At 61.6% G+C, this 20,142-nt stretch carries 22 protein-coding genes and 1 tRNA gene; 13 read left to right on the top strand and 10 right to left on the bottom strand.

Annotation, left to right across the window (positions count from 1 at the left end):
* Positions 1 to 5: 5 nt before the first annotated feature.
* Together ABVQ20_RS22695 and ABVQ20_RS22690 are read right to left on the bottom strand one after the other, a co-directional pair.
* Positions 6 to 3,086 carry an SIR2 family protein gene (locus tag ABVQ20_RS22695; protein WP_354461702.1) on the bottom strand — a complete coding sequence of 1,027 codons (3,081 nt, stop codon included), beginning with the start codon at positions 3,084 to 3,086 and terminating at the stop codon, positions 6 to 8.
* An 808-nt stretch (positions 3,087 to 3,894) separates the two neighbouring features.
* Positions 3,895 to 4,176, bottom strand: a complete 282-nt coding sequence (locus tag ABVQ20_RS22690; RefSeq protein WP_354461701.1) for a DNA -binding domain-containing protein — start codon at positions 4,174 to 4,176, stop codon at positions 3,895 to 3,897.
* Between the two features lie 182 nt (positions 4,177 to 4,358).
* Between ABVQ20_RS22690 and ABVQ20_RS22685 the strand changes: the two genes are divergently transcribed.
* The 3 genes from ABVQ20_RS22685 to ABVQ20_RS22675 all read left to right on the top strand — a co-directional run bounded on the left by ABVQ20_RS22685 (position 4,359) and on the right by ABVQ20_RS22675 (position 5,809).
* Complete coding sequence (locus ABVQ20_RS22685) at positions 4,359 to 4,565, top strand: helix-turn-helix domain-containing protein (protein WP_354461700.1); 207 nt, start codon at positions 4,359 to 4,361, stop codon at positions 4,563 to 4,565.
* Positions 4,566 to 4,646: 81 nt separating this feature from the next.
* A complete protein-coding gene (locus tag ABVQ20_RS22680) occupies positions 4,647 to 5,174 on the top strand; it encodes a gamma-glutamylcyclotransferase family protein (RefSeq protein WP_354461699.1) in 528 nt (175 codons plus the stop codon).
* Positions 5,171 to 5,809 (top strand): hypothetical protein, encoded by a 639-nt coding sequence (locus tag ABVQ20_RS22675; protein ID WP_354461698.1) that lies wholly within the window; start codon positions 5,171 to 5,173, stop codon positions 5,807 to 5,809. The genes ABVQ20_RS22680 and ABVQ20_RS22675 overlap by 4 nt, the downstream gene beginning before the upstream one ends.
* Positions 5,810 to 6,091: 282 nt before the next feature.
* Here the strand turns inward: ABVQ20_RS22675 and ABVQ20_RS22670 are convergent, their stop codons facing one another.
* Together ABVQ20_RS22670 and ABVQ20_RS22665 are read right to left on the bottom strand one after the other, a co-directional pair.
* Positions 6,092 to 7,039 (bottom strand): MvdC/MvdD family ATP grasp protein, encoded by a 948-nt coding sequence (locus ABVQ20_RS22670; RefSeq protein ID WP_354461697.1) that lies wholly within the window; start codon positions 7,037 to 7,039, stop codon positions 6,092 to 6,094.
* 62 nt (positions 7,040 to 7,101) lie between these two features.
* Positions 7,102 to 7,326, bottom strand: coding sequence for a hypothetical protein (locus ABVQ20_RS22665; protein ID WP_354461696.1), 225 nt, complete (start codon positions 7,324 to 7,326; stop codon positions 7,102 to 7,104).
* Positions 7,327 to 7,463: 137 nt separating this feature from the next.
* Between ABVQ20_RS22665 and ABVQ20_RS22660 the strand changes: the two genes are divergently transcribed.
* Positions 7,464 to 8,291, top strand: coding sequence for a hypothetical protein (locus tag ABVQ20_RS22660; RefSeq protein ID WP_354461695.1), 828 nt, complete (start codon positions 7,464 to 7,466; stop codon positions 8,289 to 8,291).
* A 179-nt stretch (positions 8,292 to 8,470) separates the two neighbouring features.
* Complete coding sequence (locus ABVQ20_RS22655) at positions 8,471 to 9,454, top strand: glycosyltransferase (protein WP_354461694.1); 984 nt, start codon at positions 8,471 to 8,473, stop codon at positions 9,452 to 9,454.
* Between the two features lie 57 nt (positions 9,455 to 9,511).
* Here the strand turns inward: ABVQ20_RS22655 and ABVQ20_RS22650 are convergent.
* A tRNA-Arg gene (locus ABVQ20_RS22650) sits at positions 9,512 to 9,588 on the bottom strand.
* Positions 9,589 to 9,998: 410 nt separating this feature from the next.
* Between ABVQ20_RS22650 and ABVQ20_RS22645 the strand changes: the two genes are divergently transcribed.
* A complete protein-coding gene (locus ABVQ20_RS22645) occupies positions 9,999 to 10,586 on the top strand; it encodes an IMPACT family protein (protein WP_354461693.1) in 588 nt (195 codons plus the stop codon).
* 111 nt (positions 10,587 to 10,697) lie between these two features.
* Here ABVQ20_RS22645 and ABVQ20_RS22640 read toward each other — a convergent pair whose 3' ends face one another.
* Positions 10,698 to 11,624: a DUF1003 domain-containing protein gene (locus tag ABVQ20_RS22640; RefSeq protein ID WP_354461692.1), complete on the bottom strand. Its 927-nt coding sequence runs from the start codon at positions 11,622 to 11,624 to the stop codon at positions 10,698 to 10,700.
* A gap of 240 nt (positions 11,625 to 11,864) precedes the next feature.
* Complete coding sequence (locus tag ABVQ20_RS22635) at positions 11,865 to 12,761, bottom strand: D-alanyl-D-alanine carboxypeptidase family protein (RefSeq protein ID WP_354461691.1); 897 nt, start codon at positions 12,759 to 12,761, stop codon at positions 11,865 to 11,867.
* 185 nt (positions 12,762 to 12,946) lie between these two features.
* Here ABVQ20_RS22635 and ABVQ20_RS22630 point away from each other — a divergent pair, with 185 nt between their 5' ends.
* The 3 genes from ABVQ20_RS22630 to ABVQ20_RS22620 all read left to right on the top strand — a co-directional run bounded on the left by ABVQ20_RS22630 (position 12,947) and on the right by ABVQ20_RS22620 (position 15,465).
* Positions 12,947 to 14,050 carry a hypothetical protein gene (locus tag ABVQ20_RS22630; RefSeq protein WP_354461690.1) on the top strand — a complete coding sequence of 368 codons (1,104 nt, stop codon included), beginning with the start codon at positions 12,947 to 12,949 and terminating at the stop codon, positions 14,048 to 14,050.
* 368 nt (positions 14,051 to 14,418) lie between these two features.
* The gene (locus ABVQ20_RS22625; RefSeq protein WP_354461689.1) at positions 14,419 to 15,048 is read left to right on the top strand and encodes a nucleoside triphosphate hydrolase; all 630 of its coding nucleotides are present in this window, start codon (positions 14,419 to 14,421) and stop codon (positions 15,046 to 15,048) included.
* Positions 15,049 to 15,120: 72 nt separating this feature from the next.
* Positions 15,121 to 15,465 carry a hypothetical protein gene (locus ABVQ20_RS22620; protein ID WP_354461688.1) on the top strand — a complete coding sequence of 115 codons (345 nt, stop codon included), beginning with the start codon at positions 15,121 to 15,123 and terminating at the stop codon, positions 15,463 to 15,465.
* Between the two features lie 40 nt (positions 15,466 to 15,505).
* Here the strand turns inward: ABVQ20_RS22620 and ABVQ20_RS22615 are convergent, their stop codons facing one another.
* The 3 genes from ABVQ20_RS22615 to ABVQ20_RS22605 form a co-directional block, all read right to left on the bottom strand.
* Positions 15,506 to 16,210 (bottom strand): glutathione S-transferase family protein, encoded by a 705-nt coding sequence (locus tag ABVQ20_RS22615; RefSeq protein ID WP_354461687.1) that lies wholly within the window; start codon positions 16,208 to 16,210, stop codon positions 15,506 to 15,508.
* 205 nt (positions 16,211 to 16,415) lie between these two features.
* Entirely contained in the window at positions 16,416 to 17,624 is a 1,209-nt protein-coding gene (locus ABVQ20_RS22610; protein WP_354461686.1) for a beta-ketoacyl-[acyl-carrier-protein] synthase family protein, read from the bottom strand.
* A complete protein-coding gene (locus ABVQ20_RS22605) occupies positions 17,625 to 17,879 on the bottom strand; it encodes an acyl carrier protein (RefSeq protein ID WP_354461685.1) in 255 nt (84 codons plus the stop codon).
* Positions 17,880 to 18,082: 203 nt separating this feature from the next.
* Here ABVQ20_RS22605 and ABVQ20_RS22600 point away from each other — a divergent pair, with 203 nt between their 5' ends.
* The 4 genes from ABVQ20_RS22600 to ABVQ20_RS22585 are packed head-to-tail and all read left to right on the top strand — an operon-like array spanning position 18,083 to position 20,141.
* Entirely contained in the window at positions 18,083 to 18,925 is an 843-nt protein-coding gene (locus tag ABVQ20_RS22600) for an urease accessory protein UreD (RefSeq protein WP_435528397.1), read from the top strand.
* A gap of 28 nt (positions 18,926 to 18,953) precedes the next feature.
* Positions 18,954 to 19,256, top strand: a complete 303-nt coding sequence (locus ABVQ20_RS22595; protein WP_354461684.1) for an urease subunit gamma — start codon at positions 18,954 to 18,956, stop codon at positions 19,254 to 19,256.
* 10 nt (positions 19,257 to 19,266) lie between these two features.
* Positions 19,267 to 19,521 (top strand): DUF1272 domain-containing protein, encoded by a 255-nt coding sequence (locus ABVQ20_RS22590; RefSeq protein ID WP_354461683.1) that lies wholly within the window; start codon positions 19,267 to 19,269, stop codon positions 19,519 to 19,521.
* Positions 19,522 to 19,553: 32 nt separating this feature from the next.
* Positions 19,554 to 20,141 (top strand): HupE/UreJ family protein, encoded by a 588-nt coding sequence (locus tag ABVQ20_RS22585; RefSeq protein WP_354461682.1) that lies wholly within the window; start codon positions 19,554 to 19,556, stop codon positions 20,139 to 20,141.
* Position 20,142: the final 1 nt, after the last annotated feature.

The following is a 20,142-nucleotide window of genomic DNA, read 5'->3' as shown; positions in this document are numbered from 1 at the left end:
CGCCACTACATCAACAGCCGGTAGTCATAATTCGCCTCACCAAAATTTTCCATCAAACGCCCGATGCGCGCGATCTGACCGGACGTCTCGAGGGTGGCGGGCACCTGGGTGTAAAGATCGAAACTGTTCCAGTTCATCTTTGACAGGCCGAGGATCTCGGTCGCCAGCGTCTGCAGGTCGGTCGCACCGGCGTGCCGGCGGATCCGCAGCGGCGCGGGGATGCGTCGCTTGCCTTGGTAGTAGCGCCAGTTGTTGCGTATCGCCGCGGCGCTGCCATGCACCCACAGCAGCGCTTCCTGGTCGCCTATTGGAATGACGGTTCCTCGGGCAACCGGGAACTTGTCGACCTCAAGCTTGCCCGAATACATCTTGGAATTCACGTAGCGGAACGCATCGTCGACGGTGATCTCAACCATATCGACCTCGGCTATACCGGTGAGGCCTTCAAGCAAGCCTTCGCGCTCGTCCCGCCGGAACTCGAAGCGCTTATGGATGACGACGCGGCGAGGCAGGGCGCTGCGAGCCTCAAAGAATAGCTGGCGAATGGATTCGCCAACGCGCCGCGCATCGTCGCGGGACAGGAACGCGTTGCGCTGGCGGCGGTCGAAGCTTGGGTTCTCGACCTTGCTCAGACGGTACTGCAGGCCTTGGCCCTGCTGGTTGAAGATGTGGCTGCAGCCGAGCACGACCTTGCGGCCGTGTGGGCCGTGACGGTCGATGCTGGTACCGAGGCCGACATAGGCGGTGTCGGCGCCTGCCGCCTGCAGGACGAACGGGGTGCGGAAGCTCTTCGCGTACAGGGCCAGCGACAGCCACCACCGGATGCGGCAGGTCTGCGGATCGGTCAGGGTATCCTCGTCGAGGAATTGCGTCGCGATGCCTTTGCGGGCGCAATAGGCCTTGACGAAATCATGCAGGTCGAAGCGTTCGTCGTCGGTCTCGAAGGAGCGCCAATTCGCCCAGCGCAGCGGCGTGACGATCAGGATGACGTTCACGCGCTGTGCGCTGCGTAGTTCATCGATGGCCTGTATCACAGCACGCGCCGCGAAGCGGGTGCCGCGCTCCTTCGTCAGGTCCGGGGACGGCTCATCGGGCGCGCGCCATGACAGGTCCTGCGGTCGCGGGATGACGAGCGGTAAGCCGAATGCCTGCGAGAACCCCGGAAAGTCCAGGAGGTAATCCTTTTCAGTTTCACTGGGGCTTGCCGCTTGCTCCAGCATGGTCAGCCGCGCCGCCGTGGTGGAGGCCTCGGGCTGTGGGCAGATGACCCCGAGCTTGATGTCGTGCGCCATGCCAGAACGCGTGAGGCTGAAGTCGAACGGGCGGTTCGACACCAGGCCCCGCACCGGGTGCGGGTCATTAACCATGCCTGTGTTACCCTTGCTGGCGAATAGCAGGTTTGGCTCCCTGATCCTGAAACCCTTCTGCACCGATTTCGCGGCGGCCTTGTCGGGGATCGCGGTCTCTCCCGGCGCTGCCACAATCGCCGCGGACACGGGCGCGCGGTCGATCGTGAAGACGAAGCCGCTATCCTCGCCCGGCGGGCAACTGAACAGCGTGCCCTCGCCGAACAGCTGGCGGCGCCAGCGTTCGACGGCCGCGTCGAACTTGTCGTTGTGCTGATAGCCGAAAATGCCGAGCTTGATCGCCTTCTCGTCCTCCTTCGGGGCCGGCGAGCCATCGGCAGCAAGGACCTTCACCGTAGGCTTCAGGACCAGGAACGTGTCCCGGCCGGCGCGACGGATGAACAGCAGGACCGCGTCATGGACCTTGTAGCTGCGGCCATCGAGCTGCCTGCGCTGTGGCTTTTCCGGATCCCACAGCAAGGGTCCCTCCGATGGCAGGTTCCGGGCGCCGGCGACCGCAAGGGCGAGGGAATGCACAAGCAGATGCGTGACCGCGCCGTCCTCATGGCGCAGTTCGCTGATGTCGATCGGGACGCGAATAGGCGCTTCGGCCATAGGGTCCTCGAACACCTCATGGATACTGGTCAGGGTGCCAAGCGCCCACACCCTTCCCCTGTAGGGCACGGCCACTAGGTCGCGGCGTTCACCGATCGCCTCGCGCACCCATCGCCATACGCCCTGCTCGGGCATCGAGGCGGGTTTGAAGGAGTAAGCTTCGACCGGGCAGCGGAGCCTGAAGGCTGTGCTCTTGACGATACCGCCGATCGCCCCCGCCGGCACGGTGAAGGGCGTCGAGGACGGCTGTTCTGTGCCCGTTTTGGCGATGATGCCGAGCACATCCTCGCGGTCCGCACCACTCAAGGTGGCCAGGGCCAGGCGACGCATGACATCATCGAAGGCGGCACCCGGGACATAGAACGCGGTACGGCCGGCCTTGCGCGCAGCGACGATGAGGGTGGCAACAGCTTCCGGCGGCGGCCCGTCGCCGAAGCCACACCAGTAAAGCACGCCCGCACCGGAACGCGAGTAGCAGTCGGTCAGAGCTTCCATGATCGAGTTGTCGCGGCCGCTATAGCCGAGCACGATAAGCGGGGAGGCGACTGACTGGTCGACAAGTGCCTGCCGCAATTCTCCGTCGAGGCGCTGCACTTCGGAGTCGGTGTTGCGAAGGGCGTCGTAGCGGTAGTCCCCATGCAGAGCGACGCAGTTCAGTTCGCCGGCGCGGTTGGTGCGCACGATCCTGTTGGTCGAATCGAGCCCGATCTCCACCGGGGTGACGGACGTCTCGGCGAGCGCTCTTGCAATGAGGCCGTCGAAGTTGGTGGTCCAGGCCAGCCGGAACAGGTTGTTCTTGGCTAGGCGCGCAACAATCCGGTAGCCGCTGCTCAGTTTCGCGCCCTGGATGTGCCGCTGGAAGAACGAGCGGCGATCCTCGATGCGCGGATAGCAGCGGTCGATATAGAACCCGTACTCCTCTGCATCGCCGGCACGCGGGAAGCCCGGCTGCGTGTCGAGCCAGTCCTGGATACGTTCCTGCACCATGCCGAGTGACAGCTCATCGAAATTGCGCTCCATCCCGGGATGGTTGGACAGGAAGATCGATCGCTTCCATTGCCAGATACAGGTCGACGCGGACGGAATGCGCGATGATATCGACGCGCCAGCGCCGAGCAGCAGCATGTGGCCCACCTCGGTGTTGACGGAGATCGAACGGACGAACGCGTCGAGGGGGAGGACGCTTTCATCGCGACCGGCGGTGCGAGCGAGGGTATGATCCTGGTGGTTCATCGTCACTCCGCCGGCTCAAGCAAATGGCCAAATTGTTAGGATACCCGCGCGATTCCTTCCAGTATTGCCACTCGGAGCATGCTTTTCGGATCGGATAGTTTCAATCCCACATCAGAGAATCGGCGGAGCCCCGCAAGAATCGCAGCAGTAGTCTCGTCGAAATAGCACCCCGAGCGTCGGCTTTCGTCAAGGTGGAACGACAGCTTCTCGCGACTTCATCCCCAAAACCTGTCAGTCCGCTCCCGGCCAACTACGGTCATTCAAGAGCTCGGGGCGGATTGACCGGCGCGTATCCTACGCATCGAGGCTGCGGATTTTTGCTACGGCTGCGGGAACCGTTGGCCAAGTGAAATCACATCAGGACAGAAAGCTACCGTCAGTTGATGTTGCCGGCGCCTTCGCTGCAAGGCCAGTTCATACCTGCGCTGCGCCTGCTGCCACCGTCTCGGGGCGTCGTTTTCAACAACGCGCGCCCTCTTAAAAGTTAGATTCTATGTTAGATTAAGTTAAGGGGCCGATTTTCGTTGCCCATTCAGTGGGTTAATCCCTATTTCGGTTCCCGATAGCACGTGTCTGGCGTTCCCGATAGCACGATAGTCCGGTTCCTGATAGCACGAGTCTGTCCACAGGTTCTGACTGGCTCTCAGGGAAGACCTCGCGTGGACAACATCGGATGCGAATTCGATATCGCCCCGTTGAGCTAGTGGAGGGCCACGCGAGCCAGTTCGCGGTAGCCGTGCTCCGTCATCCAGCGGGCGCGGGCAAGATGGGTGTCGTAGACGCGGCGGGCCCGTTCGGGTTCGAGGGCAGTGGTGATCCCGAAGAGGATCGAAACCGCTTCTTGCCAGTCCGCGCCATCGGCCGCTGCATCCAGAAGACGGATGTACAGTTTCATATGTGCTCGATCGTAAGCGGTGATCTCTGGGCTATCTGGTGGCTGGTCGAGGAAGGTTGGTGTCATGCCGATCTCCCGCTTGCTCATGTGAAGATTAAACCTGTCGGCAGCGCGTCTCGGGACGAGCTGAACGTGACCCTTACCCCTTTGTTTGGGTGAGAATGCCATAATACCCGATTTTGGGGTACATCGATTTGGGGTTTTATTGAAGAGCTGGTTTCCACGCTGGCGCTTCCGTGTCCTCACTTCGTTCGGATCTCTACCGCAAAATGATCGAGCTTCTCGTCGAAGCGCGAAAGGACGCTGGCGTTACCCAGGTAGAACTAGGTAAGCGGATCGGGCGGCGGCAGACATTTGTATCGAAATTCGAGCTGGGTGAACGCCGCCTGGACGTCGCAGAGTTCGTCACGGTGACCAGGGCGGTCGGCGCGGACCCGCTTGCGATCATAAAGGCGGCGGAAGCAGACCGTCGCTAGTTGACAGGCCTTCGCTGAAGGCGACCGGGCCTGGCAAACCTGTCAATACGGTTAGGCCGGCTTCCGTGGTAGTCTCGTCAAATGGCTACGCTGCTGTACTTTGCTTACGGCTCAAATATGCTCACAGCCCGTCTTCAGGCGCGCTGCCCTTCGGCAAAGGTCAGGCGGGTTGCGACCGCAGACAACCATTCGCTGGCATTCTTCAAGCGGGGCCAAGACGGGTCTGGGAAGGCCACGCTTGCCCCCGACACTCGCGTTGGGCAGCGGGTTGTGGGGGTGGTGTTTGAGCTTGATGAATGCGAACTGTCGCAGCTTGACCGCTTCGAGGGCGCAGGCAAGGGATATGATCGAATTGAACGGTTTTGCGTGCAAACTGACGACGGAACGGGAAAGCTCGAGGCCTTCACTTACATTGCCAGTGATGGCTTTCTCGATCCCGGTTTGAAGCCTTATGACTGGTATCTGCGCCTCGTGGTGGCCGGAGCCCGCGAACACGCCTTGCCTGAGGAGTATGTCGCTGCAATCGAGAACACTCAGACGGCAGGCGACCCAGTCCAGGATCGTCCATCGCGAAAAGAGGCTCTGGCGCTGTTGGGAGGAACCTGGTGAGGCTTCACAGAGATACCCGCATCGCCGGTGACAAAACGGTAGGCGATTGGTCCGCAGCCAGGCGCCGGCTCTTAAGATCGAAGAACCCGCAGCTCTGGAGGGACGCTTTCGATGACTTCTTCTTGGCGCGCCTGAACAGCAGGTACTTTGAGCCGGTTAGGGCATTGGACAATATGCCCGAGAAGGCGGGCGAAGGATTTGCTATAGTCACCCTTCACTGTTCGCTGATTGAATTTCTGGCCTCGACGCTGGAGGGTAAATCTTATCGCTACCGGCGAAAAGGTGATCCGCCATTGGGTGCCGACGAATATTCGGATAGTGCCAATATGTTTGTGGGCTTCCTTGAGGCGAATGAGCCCTTCAAAACTATGTTTGCGCGCGCCGGAACTGCGAGGGAGTTCTATGCTTTTGTCCGGTGTGGGCTGCTACATGAAGCGCGGACAAAAGGGCGGTGGCGTATACAGGTAGATTCGTCAGCGAAACAGGCTATCGATACAAGCGTTCCGGTCATTTATCGGAATCGTTTGCAACCTGCGTTCAATGATTTCGTCAAATCGTACGGACGTCAGCTCACGAGCGACAAGTCACTTCAAGAAGCCTTCATTCGAAAGTTCGATAGCCTCTGCAAAGGCTAGTTCGCACCTTCTCAGGTCAATTGGCGCGCCCGAGAGGATGAAACTGGGAACCGCTATATCATTATTTGCGCTATATAGTTTTGGAGCGCGTATTCTATAGCTGTTCGGGTCGCTCGCCACTAACACTCCGGCGTGGCGACCCTGGCTCCGTGCGGGACCGCCTTTTCAGTACTGTCGCGCCGAACGCTTCGTTTCCCAGAATTTCTTGCCATTGTAGATCGAGAGAAACAGTTCACGGTTTGGGTCGGCGGGCGAAAACCGAATGAGCTCATTCGCGATTGCCTAGCCAATGTCTTGACCTGTCCGCAACTGAACCCAAAGCCACTGGCCGTTGGGGTTCATCTCTAGGAAGACCGGCTCCCCGCCGCCTTTCGGCACGATGAAATCGAAGCAACCGAAATGTAGGCCGAACGCTTTCATGTACGCATGCATGCGGTCGGTGAGGTCGGGGCGCTCCACCGCCTCGTGCGGGAGGTTCGGGGTGTCAAAGCGGTAGTCGTCGTTCGTCACGTCTCCCGGTCTGCCGCGAATCTCGCACGCGAAGACCTCGTCGCCAACGCATGTGATTCGCAACTCCGCCTCCTTCTCGATGAACTCCTGAAAGAGCGTCGGCATGTGGCCGATCTTGTCGCGGTGCTCCTTCATCTCGTTGTCGGTGATCCGGCGCGTGAAGATACCGTACTGTCTCGCCTGCTCAGCCTCCATCCGAGTTACGCAGATTGCGCCGAGGGACTTGATTGCCAAGTCACCATTGACCTGGTGAGCGAAATCCAAAGCCGCCGCGGGCCGATTAGTCACGATCGTCTGAGGGACGGCAAAGCCGACTTTCGCTGCCGTCTTTAGCTGAAGCAGCTTCCTATGGGCGATGCGGGTGCGGAGGGGGTTGTTGATCCAATAAGCGCGATCCAGCAACGCATACAGCCCATGGACGACTTCGTTAAACTCCGCCTCCACATAGTCCAACGCTGCGGGGTCCCCTATCTCGAAGTGCTGAACGGCCACTGGGTCGGGCTTTCTGTACCAGACGGCTCCTATGTCCTCCAACATGACCTCTTTGCCACTGTCCTTTACAAAGAGTCTGCCGGCTCCCTTGGTCGGGTGAACGTCGACTTCGACGTTGGTTGCGAAGTCCTCGATGTTGATGCGGACCCAAGGAACGCGGGTCTCGCTTATATGTTTGGCCACAGCGTCTACGTGACCGTCACGCTTGCTTGTCACAATCAAGATCATGGTAGTGTTCTCCTTGATGAATGTGTGCCGCCGGGCGGTGCTGCACCCGGCGGCGATGAGAACTAGTCGTCCTTCTTGGTATCGGACCTCGACTTACCGAAGAACGGATTGACGCTTTCGTCCTCCCGGCTGGTCGAGAAGTTACGGCCGGCGTAGACGGTCAACTGGGTGCCGGGATCATATTGGACAGCTCTCTCCTGAGGCTCGTCCGCCATGATGGCGTACGGTAGGGCCGCCATGAGCGGGACAATCGCATTTGTGGCAATTGCCAAACGTTGTGCGTTCATTTCTAATTCTCCCTTCTTGGGACCGCTGGTCGCACAATTGCTTCCAGTCAGCAGCTAGATGCTAGTTTTGGATTGGTGCGCACCGATACGCGCGATTTAGGCATTGATGCGCACGCAAGATCGACGGAGGGGGTGTGGTGCGCAAAGGCAAGCAGCCTCAGAAAAAGGTCCGACTCCCGGAAGGCTGGTGGCCTCGCTTCAACAGCCTTTACCGATCACGCTGGATGAAGCACGAGCCGCTTGCGTCGCGGCCCAAGGTGCATCTGGATATCTTTGCGGCAACAGAAGTTAGCCGGCGGTCGTTTTCGTCTGCCAGAAAAAGCAACGAGATGACCGAATCGCTCTTCGGGAGACTGGCGGATAAAATCGGGCTTGATCCAGACTTCCTACTGGAGAATCTACGACCGAAAGGCAGCCGCCTACGGATGTCAAAGCCTCCTCCTTCGGAATTCATACTAGCAACGCAAAAGTCAAACCCACAGGGGGCGGACTATCGAGATTTTTCAGTTGGCTTGGCACGCCCTTGGGTTCTGCGGTGTGATATCTCAACGGAATCGCCGTACTTCAGATTCGGTTTCAAGCTGCTTACCGAAGATGGACGCTTGTTTGGTGACGCCCTCATCATTTCCTTCGATGAGAACCTTGTAGTGCATATCGGTCGCAACAATTGGCACCGTCACCACCTGGGTATCGCGGCCGATGACATCTTTATTGTCGCGTATATGAATGGGATCGCAATCGAGGATGACCGGTTTCTGTTCAAGTCGACGGGAAGACTCGTGCTTCCAGTCGAACTGATGATCGACAGAGCCTATTGCGCGATTCTCTCTATCGCCGGGAAGGAGTGCTTTCGGCGAATTGTCCCCCCCGCCCTCTGCCATCGCGTCGCCATGTACGCCTGGGGTGACCGAGAGGAATTTCTGGTTGAGGTAACGGACATCGCGTTAGAGGCGAAAGACGCATAACAAACGAAACAGCACCAATGCGCGGACAAACGGCAATCCCTCGGAAGCCCATTGCACACGTATCCACGTTCCCCCCGTTGAGGTGCGGAATAGCATCCTTCGCCTCTGACCTCGTTGCGGCGACGCCTGACTTCGAGCACATTTGCCACGCGCTGCGCTACGACGACGCTGAGGTCCATATGAGCACCTCCGCGAACGTAAACTCACGGGACGCGTTGGCCGATCTTGCAACCGCAATCTCGGAGAGTGGCTGTGTACTTGTCAGCATTCAGCACGAGTTCGGGATTTGGGGTGGGAATGAGGGCGAGAATATTCATGCATTTCTAGACAACTTGACGAAGCCGTTTGTGACTGTATTGCATACTACCTTTGGGCCGAATGTTAGGACCCAACGCCAAGCTGGCATCGTCCGTCGGCTTGTTGAGCAAAGCACGAAGGTTGTCGTCCTTACCGAGAAGTCGAAGGAAAGCACGGAGGCGCTTCTCGGAAGGCTCGAACCGAAGGTAGTGGTAATTCCGCATGGCGTCCCCGATCTCCCATACGTCCCACCACCAGCAACATGGATGAGCGTCGGACACGATCAGGCTCGTCCTATTCGTATGATCACGCCCGGCTTCTTTCGAGAAGACAAAGGGCTGGAGGTGATCCTCTGTGCACTGCACATTCTGCGGAATCACGGCTACAGCGTATCGTACTGCATCGCTGGGGAGGCACAGCGCCAGTTCGAAGGTCAGGCCCAATACCGAGCCCGAATAGAAGGCATGATTGAATCGCTTGGCCTGAGCGGCGAAGTTCACATCGAGGGCCGCTATTTGACAGTTTCGGAGCAGGCTGCGGCCATTCAATCAGCTCATCTGGGGATATTTGGCTACCAGGAGCCGACACAGGCATCGAGCGGGACCGTGCCGCTCGTCTTGAGCTTAGGGCGGCCGGTACTATGCACGCCATTCGAGTATGCAGTGGCGAAGGCGAGAGAAGGCTCGGGGGTTTTCCTCGCGAGCGGTTTTGATCCTTCCTCAATCGCTGACTCGATCGAGCGGCTTATCCAGAGTGGCGAATGTGCGACCCTTGCTAAGTCAATATTCGACAACACGCGACTATGGACGTGGACGTTAGTAGGCGAGCGCTATAGCGAGTTATTTTCAGATTGTCTTGAGCGTTAGCGTCTGCGCCGCAGCGGAAAATGGAGTTCCCAGTTTTGTTCTGGAGTGGTGGGAATTTGGCGCACCCGACAGGATTCGAACCTGTGGCCTTCGCCTTCGGAGGGCGACGCTCTATCCAGCTGAGCTACGGGTGCATCCTGCTTACGCAATGCTTACGCGGGATTTCCGCATTTGTGAAGGGCTGGACACCCTTTGCGTAAGTCATTGAACTCCTAAGTACTTTTTCTCTTCCGTCGCGGCCCAGCGGACTTGACACATGCCTTCGGAGGGCAGCGCTCTATCCAGCTGAGCTACGGGTGCTTTCAGGATCGGCGACCCGGAAAACGAACCAGCCGGTAAACCGGCAAGTCACGGCTTCTTAGCGGAAGCCGGCGCAGGCTTCAACGGTGAAATGGAATGGCGCTGTCTACTCAGGTCACTGGCTCGAATCCTGTCGGGTGCCGTGATGTGCCGGATGTCATTCGGACTGCGCTGCCAATGGACCAGGCGCTACCAATGGGGCGTGGGCTGCGGTATCTGCGGTTCGGCAACGGAAAGGGGCGCGATGTTCAGCATTGAGCAGCCTGTGACCTTCAGGCAGGAGATAAAGAAAAGCCGGTTCCTCGCGGTCGCTGGACCTGTGTCAACCGAGGAAGCCGCAAGGCAATTTGTCGCCGCGCACTCGGATCTCGGCGCGAACCACAATTGCTGGGCATGGCGCATCGGTGTGAATTACCGGCTCTCAGATGACGGCGAACCAGGCGGGACGGCTGGAAAGCCAATTCTCCAGGCGCTCGACGGTCAGTCGCTGGACAGTATCGCCATCGTGGTCACGCGCTGGTTCGGCGGCACCCTGCTCGGCAGCGGCGGGCTTATGCGCGCCTATGGCGGCACCGCCTCTGCTTGTCTTCGAGCGGCTATCAAAATTCCAATCGTCGCGACCGTCGAAGCGACTATCACATGTGGGTTTTCCGATCTGGCCCTGGTCCAGGCGCGGCTGGCAACATCGCCTGGGGTTAGAGTCCTGCATGAGAACTTCATCGCGACTGGTGCGGAACTCACCGTGGCGATGCCAGCAGCTGAGGCCGTTTTGATCGGGCAAATGGTCACCGATCTCTCCAATGGTCGCGCAACGGTCCTGCTGCCGGATTGAGATCCTGCGGTATGGCGCCGAGATGAGTGCCGGAGAATGTCTGACAAAGATGGGATGATCCCGCTCGTCAGCCGCATCCGCGAGGTCAGCGACAGCGCGTTAGCTTGGCGCCTACTGCACCGCCTTGCTCTTCAGCGCCCGCCGCCGGCGTGGCGCGCGCTTCTGCGTCTTGGCGCCGGTCAGTTCGTGCATGGCGTCGAGTTGCATCTGCTGCATTTCGGCCAGCCGCGTCCACTGGCGCGAGATCAGATAGTCCAGCTTCTCGTGCAGGTGCCGCACTTCGAGCTCGGCCTTGAGGTTCACCCGGTAGTCGTTGAAAGAGCGCAGGCGGTCCTTGGTCTCCTGCCGCTTCTGGCTCATCATGATGATCGGCGCCTGGATGGCGGCAATGCAGGAGAGCAGCAGGTTGAGCAGGATGAAGGGGTAGGGATCGAAGGCGCTCACCGTGCCTTCGATCAGGTTGATGCAGATCCACACCAGCAGCACGCCGCCGAACGAGATCAGGAACCACCAGCTGCCGCCAAAGGCGGCCATGTTGTCGGAGACGCGGTCGGCAAAAGTCCGGTGCTCCTCGAACTCCTCCTCGCTGTTTTCGGAAATCGTGTCCTGCCGGGCGATCGATTCCACCACCTGCCGGTCCAGCTCGGAGAATTCGCCGTGTTCCTGCTGAAGCAACTCCTCCGTGTAGCGCATGCGGTAGCGGCCGAGCTCCTCGCGGCTGATGCGGGCGCCGGCCGGCAGGTCCGGATGATCGGTGCGGATCCGGTGCGCCAGGCTTGGGCGCAGGTCGTCGACCCGCACGAGGTCGCGCTTGTGGAATTTCTTGCCTGATATCGCCGATGACAGCTTCTTCGGCTTCCCGCGTGTGGCTCCGGGTCCGGTTGGCTCCGAGTCCGGCACCTCCGGCGCCTCCAGGTGTTCGTCCGAAATCCCGCTCGCGTCGTGCGACCCGATGGTGGGCGCCTCCAGATATTCGCCGCCGGTGTCATTTTGGTTGGCCGCGGCCTTCGCCTCGGGCGCCTTGGGGACGGTGCTCATGGTGCGGGCTCCTGCTGTCGCGCTGCGAGAGACAATACGCCAATGGCGGATGATATCCACCGCCGGCGCGTATTCCATGCCCTATGCCATGTTTTTTAGTCGGTTATATGAACGTCGCGGCCGCGAGGCCGCCAGCCCCTTCAAGAGGTCCGTCGGGCTTTTGATGGGCGCCTTCCCACCAGCCGCTCGGAATGCTCGGCCATGGGCTTCTCGACCGGCCGCCGCCGTGAACTTAACGGACTATTGCTGCTCGGCGAACATCAGCCTTGTCTTTGCGTCCGCCGTCGCCGGCGACAGGCTGCGCTGGATCAGCGCCTCGACATGGTCGTTGCGCTGGCGCGCGCTGTCGGCGCCCATCACCACCACGATCAGCTGGCGGCCGTCGGCATCATAATGGGTGACGATGTTGAAGCCGGAGGCGCGGATATAGCCGGTCTTGATGCCGTCGACGCCGCGCACGCGGCCCAGCATGTCGTTGTGGCCGCGCACCAGCTTGCCGCGGAACATGAAGTCGCTTTCGGAGAAATAGTGGAAATGCTGCGGGAAGCGGCTATGCAGCGCCATGCCCAGCACCGCCATGTCGCGCGCCGTCGTGTGCTGGTCATCGTCGGGCAGGCCGGATGCATTGCGGAACACGGTGCTGGTCATGCCGATCTGGCGCGCCTTGGCCGTCATCATGGCGGCGAACTGGTCCTCGCTGCCGCCCAGATATTCGCCGACGGCCACCGCCACGTCATTGGCCGACTTGACCACGATCGCCCGAATCGCCGAATCGACGTCGATCGTCTCGCCGCGCCGGAAGCGCATCTTCGTTGGCGGCTGCGCGGCGGCACGGTCGGAAACCGGGATCTGCGTCGTCTTGCTGACGCGGCCGGAGTCCATCGCCTCGAACAGGAGATACAGCGTCATCATCTTGGTCAGCGACGCCGGATAGCGCTGCGCCGTCGAATTCACCTCGAACAGCTGCTTGCCGGTCTTGGCGTCGACCACGATCGCCGCATAGCGCGCCGCCGGCGCCGGCACGGACAGCACCGCTTCCGGCGGCGGCGCCGTGGTCGCGCAGCCGGCGACGAACGCGGCCAAGGCAAGCGCCGCGAAGAGTTTCGGGAAGATCGAAAGGAAGCGCGAATGGGGCAAGGCGTATCTGTTCTGGAAGCAGGCTGTTTGCTGGGCGAACGCTAGCGTAACCCATCCGCTGCGTCCATTTGGTTAACGCGCGGTCCACCGTTCGCTTCCGGTGCTTGATGTGAAATGCGGGCCATGGCGCTTGCACAATGAGCATCGAACGGGTTCTGCTGGCGGCATCAGAATCGAGGAGCGCAATGGACACCATCACGATCAAGGCAGAGGGCATCTCGGTTTCGGTCGACCTCGCGGTTGGCCATCTCGCCGACATGGTCATCGACAGGGACGGGCGCCAGCTGAAGCCGCTGCATCGCGCGCCCTGGGTTGGGGAACCGCGCGCAACGCTGCCGCAGGACCTGCCGGAAGGCACGGTGCATCTCTCCGGCGATTTCCTCTGCGCGCCGTTTTCGCGCAGCGATGTCGAGGCTGCCCCCCTGCATGGCTGGCCGGCCAACAGCGCCTGGGATGTCGTCGACAGCAAGGCGACGGTGGACGGCTGGCGTGCGGTGTTCCGGCTTCAGCGCAAGGTCATGGGCGCCAGCGTCGACAAGATCCTCACCTTGCGCGACGACCATCCTTTTCTTTACCAGGAGCATGTCTTTACCGGTGGCTCCGGCGCGATTTCCGTCGCCCATCATCCGATGACGTCGATGAAGGACGGCGGCAGGCTCGCCTTCTCGCCAAAGCGCTTCGCCGAGACACCCGCCGACCCGCTGGAACCGGATCCTTCGCGCGGCCGTTTCCGGCTCGCCTATCCAGCGCGCTCCGCCGACCTCGCCCATTTCCCGGCCAAGGACGGCGGCACGATGGACCTTGCCGATTATCGCATGGACCAGAAACGGGAGGATTTCATCACGCTGGTCGAGGCCGACCATGGCGGGCCGGGCTGGACGGCACTGGCGCGCCATGCCGAGGCCGATCTGGTGCTGGTGCTGAAGAACCCGGCCGAACTGCCCATCACCATGCTCTGGGTCAGCAATGGTGGGCGCGACTATGCACCGTGGAACGGCCGCCACATCGGCGTGCTCGGTATCGAGGACGGCCGCACCGCCGTTGGCCACGCCGCATCGATCGGCGACAATTGGCTGAAGCGGGAAGGGGTTGCGACGGCCTTTGCGCTGGGCGAAGGCCGCGATGTCTCGTTCCGGCATGTCATTGGCGCCGTGCCTCTGTCCGGCGGGGAGCCGCCGCGGGAACTCACGATGGCGGATGGCCGCATGCGGCTGGCGGCTGGCGGCTCAAAATGGGAGGTTGCCTTCGACAGCGATTTCCTGCGCATTGGCCGGCCGGTGGCTGGTTGATTGGCTATTCGTTCCGAACGATGGCGCCGCCCCTCACCGCCTGCCGGCGTTCGTCGTTCGAAAAGCCAATTGCTTGGCTTTCGTCCGCCGCGCGGACCACTCCTCAACTCCCCGTATAGTGACGGGAGAGGTGCGCTCTCATCGATGGTTTCGCCAATTGCCAGCGTTGCAAGAAGAACGCCAGCGTTGCGGCCGGCTACTTTCTGCCCGTCACTATACGGGGAGAAATGCCCGGCAGGGCAATGAGGGGCGGCGCGGATTTTCACAATTGACCGTCCTACATTGAGTAAAATCCCGGTTTGAAATTTCCGCGAACTGTCGCCAAGATGCGGCCGCAAACATCGCGCCGACCAGGCAAGAGAGGCCCCATGTCCGAAATCGCCCATCTCGCCGCCACCATCTTCAAGCGCGCCGGCAAGGCGCCGCGCTTCATTGTGGCCATTGCCGGCCCTCCGGGCGCCGGCAAGTCGACGCTCTCGGCCGGGCTGCACGGCCTGCTGCCGGAAGGCACGGCGGAAGTCGTGCCGATGGATGGCTTCCACTATGATGATGTCGTGCTCGAGCAGCGTGGCCTGCGGGCCCGCAAGGGCGCGCCCGAAACCTTCGACTTTGCCGGCTTCGAAACCTTGCTGAAGCGTATCCGGGCGGCCGAGCCGGACATCGCCATCCCGGTGTTCGACCGCGGCATGGAGCTGTCGCGCGCTGCCGCCGCCATCGTCTCCGCCAATACCAAGTTCATCCTGGTCGAGGGCAATTACCTGCTGCTCGACGAAGAGCCCTGGTCGCGCTTGGCGCCGCTGTTCGATTTCTCGATCTTCGTCGACGTGCCGCGCGCCGAGCTTGAGCGCCGCCTGCTTGAGCGCTGGCACGGCCATGGCCGTTCCGACGCGGATGCCCGCGCCTGGATCGCCTCCAACGACATGCCCAACATCGACCGCGTCCTTGCCCGCCGTCGAGCGGCCGATCTGGTGATCGACGATTCGGTAGGATTTGCCTGAAACCGTTGCAGGAACCTTAAGACTTTCCAGTCGTTATCCCGACACGGCATGGTGCCGGGACAAGGGACTCTCATGGCTACCAAGGCAAGAAAACCCGCGCTCGCCAAAGCCAAGGCAGTTCAACCGAAAACAGCTGCCGGTGATGCTTCCCGCGCCAAGGATGCGGCAAAGCCCGCCTTCGGCAAGGCGGCGCCAAAGAAGGTGATCCCTGCTGCCGCCAAGGCCGCGCCGAAGTCCGCGAAGCCGAAAAAGCCGGCCGGTGCCGACGGTTCGTTGGCGGGCAGCGCCATGCGCACGGTCAAGGCCACCGCCAATGTCGCGGCTGGTGCCGTCGTCGTTGCCGCTCGCGGGGCCGCCTCGCTTGCTGCCTCCGTCATGGGCAAGGGCGGCTCGAAAGCCAAGGCGAAGTCCAAGTAGCGGACTACCGTTTCCGACAACCCCGGCCGGTCGGCCCGCGTCAGCCCCTGGTTGGAATATTCAGGCCAGATTGCACCGCAGGCCGCGCAAGGCCCCGCTCCAGCCACGCCGCCACATTGGCGAAATCGTCGAAACCGACCAGCTCGCGTGCGTCGTAGAAGCCGATCAGGTTGCGCACCCAGCCGAGCAGCGAGATATCGGCGATCGTGTAATCGTTATCCATGATCCACTTGCGACCCTTCAGCCTGGTATCGAGGACGCCGAGCAGACGTTTCGATTCGTCTCGATAGCGCTCCAGCGGCCGCTTGTCGGCGATTTCCCGTCCGGCGAATTTGTGGAAGAAGCCGACCTGGCCGAACATCGGCCCGACCGAGGCCATCTGGAAGAACACCCACTGGATGGTCTCATAGCGTCGTGTCGGATCGGCCGGGATCAGCTTGCCGGTCTTGTCGGTGAGGTAGAGCAGGATCGCGCCGGATTCGAACAGCCCGATCGGTTTGCCGCCCGGTCCTTTGGGATCGATGATCGCGGGTATCTTGCCGTTGGGGTTGAGCGACAGGAATTCCGGCGTCCAGCTCTCGTTCTTGCCGATGTTCACCGCATGCGCCTCATAGGGCAGGCCGAGTTCCTCGAGCGCGATCGAAATCTTCACTCCGTTCGGCGTCGGAGCCGAGTAAAGCTGGATACGATCGGGATGGCTGGCCGGCCAGCGCGTCGCGATCGGAAAAGCGGACAGATCGGTCATCGAAACTCCAGGATGAGATTCGCGCCGAACGGCGCGATCATGGCGGGTGTGCAAGAACTAGGCCGGCGTCGCATCATGATCAATATGGCGATCAGCGTTTCGCCGTGCGCGCACAGTCAACCCCAAGCGGACAGCCTCGAGTCTGGCCGCCCTTGGATCAAGCTACCCCGGAATCAGGCTACCCCGGAATCAGGCTGCCCCGGAATCAGGCTGCCTTGAACGCCAGCACCGCATTGGTGCCGCCGAAGGCAAAACCGTTGCTGAGCGCGGCGCGCACCTTGCGCTCCCGCGCCACGTTCGGCGTGATGTCGAGATCGCAATCGGGATCGGCCTGCCGGAAATTGGCGGTTGGTGGCACGACGCCTTCGCGGATCGCCATCACGCAGGCGATCATTTCCAGCGCGCCCGAAGCGCCCAGGCAGTGCGCGTGCATCGACTTGGTCGATGACACCGAAAGCTTGTAGGCATGGTCGCCGAACACACGCTTGATCGCCGCCGTTTCGATCTGGTCGTTGGCCTTGGTACCGGTGCCATGGGCGTTGAGGTAGTCGACATCTTCGGGATTGAGCCCGGCGTCGGCCAGGCAGGCGCGCATCGCCGCCTCCGGTCCCTCGATGGTCGGCGCGACGATGTCGGACGCATCGGCGGACAGGCCGGCGCCGGCAATCTCGGCAAGAATGGTGGCGCCGCGCGCCACGGCATGTTCATAGCTTTCGAGCACAGCCATGCCCGCGCCCTCGCCCAGCACCAGGCCCTGGCGGTCGGCTGAGAACGGCCGGCACGTGTCAGGTGACAGCACCCGCAACGCTTCCCAGCCCTTCAGGATGCCCCAGACCAGCGGTGCGTCAGTGCCACCGGCAAGCATGACATCGGCACGGCCGAGACGGATCTGGTCGATCGCCGACGTAATGGCGTGGTTGGAAGAAGAGCAGGCGGAGGTGATGCCGAAGACCGGCCCACGCAGGCCGAGATGCATGCTGACCTGGCCGGCCGCGGCGCCAGGCATCACCTTAGGCACGGTGAAGATACCGGCGCGGTTCTTGCCCTCGAGCAGGATGGCGCGGTAATTCTCCTCGATCGCCTCCCAGCCGCAGACGCCGACGCCGACGATGGCGCCCATCCGATAGGTGTTGGCCTCGTTCGAGGTCAATCCGGCCTGTTGGGCGGCTTCGCGCGCGGCGATCGTCGCCAGCAGGCTGAAACGGTCCATCGACACCAGCTGCTTGCGCTCGATGCCGTGCTCGGGAAGCGTCTTGATCTCGCAGCCGACCCGCACTTTCAGGTCATGGAGTTCCGAGTTGGTGATCGGGCCGATGGCAGAGCGGCCATTGCGCATCTCGTCCCAGATGGCGGACGTATTGGTGCCGAGTCCGCAAATGCCGCCCAGGCCGGTGATGACGACGCGTTTGCGCATTCAGGCTTTTTTCGCAATCAGCGCGCGAACAGCCTCGATCATGTCGCCGACATTCTTCAGGTTGCTCCAGGCGTCGACCGTGTTCATCTCGATCTCGATGCCATATTCTTCCTCGAGGTCGAAGATGATCTCGGTCAGTTCCAGCGAATGGATGCCAAGCGCGGTCAGTTCGGTACTGGGGGTGATTTCCTCGCCGCCGGGCTCAGCGTGAGCCTTGATCTTAGCGATGATATCCGTTGCCAGCTGGTCAGCCATTCGGTTTCTTCCCCAACCTTGTCGTTTCCTGACGCCATCTGATGAGCGCGTCTTTCGTCCTCGGATCAATCCGCAATCGTCGCCTTTTACGCCCTCCAGGCGCTGCACGACCGTTCCAAGGTGGCTCCCTCTATAGAAAGGGAAACGCCGTCAAGCAACAAGCTATATATCGACAAAGCCGCCGGAGTGCTTAACGTTGTGGCGTGGACACGACGGAACATACGAGGATTTCGGCGCCGGCGGCCCAGCGTGTCGCCGGCCTGGCGAGGCTGGCATGCGGCCAAAGCGTCGGGCGCACACGCCTGCTGCGCCTCTATCAGGACGGTTCCGCCAAGATAAGGATGCCGGCCGTTTCGGCCGATCCGCTGGAAGCCGTGCTGATCAACACCGCTGGTGGCCTGACCGGCGGCGACCGTCTCGGCTGGGAGATCGATGTCGGCGCGGCTGCCTCCGCGACGATCACAACCCAGGCCTGTGAAAAGATCTACCGCGCAGCATCCGACCGAGCCGAAGTGCGGGTCAGGCTGACCGTTGGCGAACAGGGCCGCATTGCCTGGCTGCCGCAGGAAACCATCGTCTTTGACCGGTCCGATTTTGCCCGCACGCTTGATGTCGAGCTTGCCCCCGGCGCGGAAGCGCTTGTGCTGGAGGCCACCGTCTTCGGCCGGCTGGCAATGGGCGAACGCGCCGCGCAGGGCAATTTCCATGACCGCTGGCGTGTCCGGCAGGGCGGGGCGCTCGTCCATGCCGAGGATTTTCGAATTGGACCCGACATCGCGACCACTCTCGGCCGCCCTGCCGTGGCAGGCGGCGCCATCGCGGTGGCGACGCTGCTGATGGTTTCGTCCCGCGCCGAGACCTTTCTGGATACGGTCCGTGACATCATTGGCGACCACGGCGACGCCAGCGTCTGGAGCGTGAACAAATCTGGCAAGCTTCTTGCGAGGCTTTACGCCGGGGATGGCTACCAGCTCCGCAAGCGGCTGGTGCCGCTGGTCGAATTGCTCAACGGGCGGGCGGGTCTGCCCAAATTATGGTCACTTTGATTCTGTCCGCATCATTTCAGGGAAACGCATGAACCTGACGCCAAGGGAAAAGGACAAGCTGCTCATCGCCATGGCGGCGATCGTGGCGCGCAGGCGGCTCGAACGCGGCGTCAAACTCAATCATCCGGAGGCGATCGCGCTGATCACCGACTTCGTCGTCGAGGGTGCTCGCGACGGGCGCCCGGTCGCCGAGCTGATGGAGGCCGGTGCCCATGTCGTCACCCGCGCGCAGGTCATGGAAGGCATCGCCGAGATGATCCACGATGTGCAGGTCGAAGCGACCTTTCCCGACGGCACCAAGCTGGTGACTGTGCACGAACCCATCAGGTGAGGAGAGAAAAATGCTTGAGCTGCGCCCCAATTGCGAATGCTGCGACAAGGACCTGCCGCCCGAGGCCGCGGATGTCATGATCTGCACCTTCGAATGCACCTTTTGTGCCGACTGCGTTGAAACCGTGCTGGGCGGCGTCTGCCCCAATTGCGGCGGCAATTTTTCCGCGCGGCCGATCCGCCCTGCTTCGAAGCTGGGAAAATATCCCGCTTCGACCAAACGCGTCCTCAAGGCCGAAGGCTGTGGTCCCCGCAAGGCTGCGTGAACACCCGACACCGCAAACGAAAGGCACGTAGAATGATCCCTGCCAAACGCCTATGCCTCTCGGCGATCCTGCTTCTGGCCGCTTCCATGCCCGCCTATGCGCATGTCGGCATCGGCACGACGTCTTCCTTCGCGGCCGGCTTCATGCACCCGCTCTCCGGCCTCGACCATATGACGGTGATGATCGCGGTCGGCCTGTGGGCCGCGCTCAAGGGCGGCAAGGCGATATGGGCCTGGCCGCTGGCCTTTGTCGGCGTCATGCTGGTCGGCGGCGCTCTCGGCATGCTGCATATGCCGTTGCCCTTCGTCGAACCGGGCATACTGGCCTCGGTCGTGGCGCTCGGGCTGCTGGTGGCGCTGGCGGTCGATCTGCCTGTCTTGGCCGGCGCCGCCATCATCGGCCTGTTCGCCCTGTTCCACGGCCACGCCCATGGCACCGAGGTTCCCCAGAACGCCGGCGGGCTTGAATACATGGCCGGCTTTGCCGCTGCCACTGTCTTGCTCCATACCACAGGCATCGCTGTCGGCCTTGGTCTCGGCATCAGATTCCGCGGTCTTGCCCGTGCGGCGGGTGCGGCCTGCGCGGCTGTTGGTGTCGGCCTCGCCTTCGGCGTCCTGTGAG

The organism is Mesorhizobium shangrilense, assembly GCF_040537815.1.
Classification (GTDB): Bacteria; Pseudomonadota; Alphaproteobacteria; order Rhizobiales; family Rhizobiaceae; genus Mesorhizobium; species Mesorhizobium shangrilense.
This window is presented reverse-complemented; position numbering and strand designations above follow the sequence as displayed.